This window comes from Caballeronia arationis (genome assembly GCF_001544975.2).
Classification (GTDB): domain Bacteria; phylum Pseudomonadota; class Gammaproteobacteria; order Burkholderiales; family Burkholderiaceae; genus Caballeronia; species Caballeronia arationis.
The window spans coordinates 1-2,136 of record NZ_FCOG02000373.1; the positions used below are offsets into that span (position 1 = coordinate 1).

Consider the following 2,136-nt stretch of genomic DNA (forward strand, 5'->3'; position numbering starts at 1 on the left):
AACGGCGATCAATACCTTCATCGCGAGTCGCCCGAGTACCGCGACGCCGTCAAGCGCAAGACCCACGCCTATCACGTCTTCATTCAGGCTGGCATCGTCTGCCAGGGACTGCTTCAGTACCTGGCAGCGGTATTCCCTTCACTCGTCTGGAGTTCCTTTGGATCCTGGCTGCGCACCATCCGTCCCGGCATCCCTCCATCGGAGTTGGTTGTCGCCAGTGCACTACGACAATGCCTGCCCGAATTTCTCGTGAATAGCGCCAAAACCAATTTCTTCGCGAAATTCATCGCCGAAAGGCAGGACCCTGACACCTTCGAGATGTTCCGACTGGCCACATAACCCCAAGACTGTGCCGAACTCGGCACTCTTGAGTACAGGTAACGAATCACGCTGAATGGAATTGCGCGACGACGGTCCAGCTTCATCACCGCAGCAATGTTTTAGCATGCCGCCGCCCCGACTCTCAATCGGAAACTTCTCTAGTTGGAATAACGTCGCATCGTCACAGTCCTCGACGCACCCGGGTCACCCCGGATACAGATTGAAGCTGAATCGCGGGCGCCTGCCACGCGGCATCGCTGGTCTCAATGTTCTCCGAATTGCGAGTCGTTTTCTGCAAACTGGCGCAGGATTCGTGAGCGAAGCCGCACCTTTGCAACGGCGCTCAAACTCCCAGCGCGGAGATTGCAATTTGCGTGTGCGAGCGCCAATTTGTCCGGATGGTCCGGTCCGCCCGAAGCAAGGGCGACAAAATGCTCGATAGTTGCCTCCTCTTCGCTCATCTTGAGTCCGCAGTAAAAACAATTATTGCCATCGCGTCGCAAAAGCCGACGTATGGTGGCTTGCCGTTTCTTCCGCTTCTTAGACGCTTGAAGCGTGGGCGCAGTGTTCCCATCATCCGCTGCGCTCGGCAAAGTGGAACTCGCTCGCTCGATGCGAATCGTGAACGGATCGATCTGCACGAGGCTCGCGCGGTCGCGTTCAAGCAGTTGTTGCGCCCGAATCCGAGTGCACATGGCGAGGGCATTACCTGAGGCATCGATCACAAAGACATCTCGCTGCAGAGCAGGGTCGCCAAAAGTGTGCAAGTCGTCGAGCAAGATGATATCGAGGCAAACTGACGTTACTGGAACAGTCCCAAACGTTAGCACGGCGCTTGCCCCGCAGACAATACCCCGATTGAAGCGCGAGTCGCCCGTGTCGTCGGTGTGGCGTTCATCCTCGAGCGTAGTAAGCAAGATCTCCGTGTGGAACTCGGATGCGCCGACGTTCCGAACGAGGTGACCTCACGCCGCCTGCGCTCCAGCACGATCAATCTTCGTTAGTTTTAGGCCGAAAAGCTCTTCTGCATCTTCCTTGAGTTCCTCGGCTGCGATCGTCGAGATGCCACACACACTGGTTTCGGGGTCCTCGAATGGGCTTCCTAGCGAAGGGCCGCCACCGGAAAGCCCCACCGCGGTGCTAGAGTGGCTCACAGTTCTCAGAATATCGTCGCTAAGTCCATTGCTGATTGCTGATCGCTGGTCTCCACACGCTGTAAAGCAAGGTTGGCACGGTGACGAGTTCACTCCTTGGACGAGACGTTGCAGCTGACACCTCGGCAATGAACGCAGGGCGTACGTCCCGTTCAAGGTTCCCCTCGTCTCCTCGCCAAGCAAAGAATGCAGCGCAATCGAGCCGCTCCGATGAGCTCTCGCGCACAAAGTAGTCGTTCCAAAACGCCCGTCTTAAACGATGCTAGTAGGCGTTCCGGTCTTGATCGCCTGACTACGCGTACCTTGACAGCGAATCTGTATTTGCGAAGCGTCAGCTTCGGGTATCCTGACGAGATTGCCAATTCAGTATATCGATTTATGACCCTGGCACTCTGGACGATTGATCCTGAAGCCGCGTATGCGCAGTGGCAGCGCACCGAAGCCGCCGGCGCTGATCGCCGAGCTTTCGCCGAACGATCCATCGTTCAACACTGTGCGATGTTTGCGCGCTTTAATCGATTCCTTGTCGCCCATGCGCAGACGCTGACGACGTTCGGATCAGATCACATCGATGGATTTTTTGAAGAACTCGCGAGAGATTGCTCGCCGGGCACAACGACACGGCTGAGATACCTGAAGCTCATCGACCGGCTCGTTCGGT

At 56.6% G+C, this 2,136-nt stretch carries 1 protein-coding gene and 2 pseudogenes; 2 read left to right on the forward strand and 1 reads right to left on the reverse strand.

The window, feature by feature from the left end; translation table 11 throughout:
- A pseudogene (locus AWB81_RS46245) lies at positions 1 to 339 on the forward strand (IS4-like element ISCku4 family transposase); the annotation flags it as partial.
- A 245-nt stretch (positions 340 to 584) separates the two neighbouring features.
- On the opposite strand, the gene AWB81_RS42335 reads toward AWB81_RS46245, so the two are convergent.
- A complete protein-coding gene (locus AWB81_RS42335; RefSeq protein ID WP_062644494.1) occupies positions 585 to 1,238 on the reverse strand; it encodes an HNH endonuclease in 654 nt (217 codons plus the stop codon).
- A gap of 615 nt (positions 1,239 to 1,853) precedes the next feature.
- Between AWB81_RS42335 and AWB81_RS42340 the strand changes: the two are divergent.
- A pseudogene (locus AWB81_RS42340) lies at positions 1,854 to 2,136 on the forward strand (tyrosine-type recombinase/integrase); the annotation flags it as partial.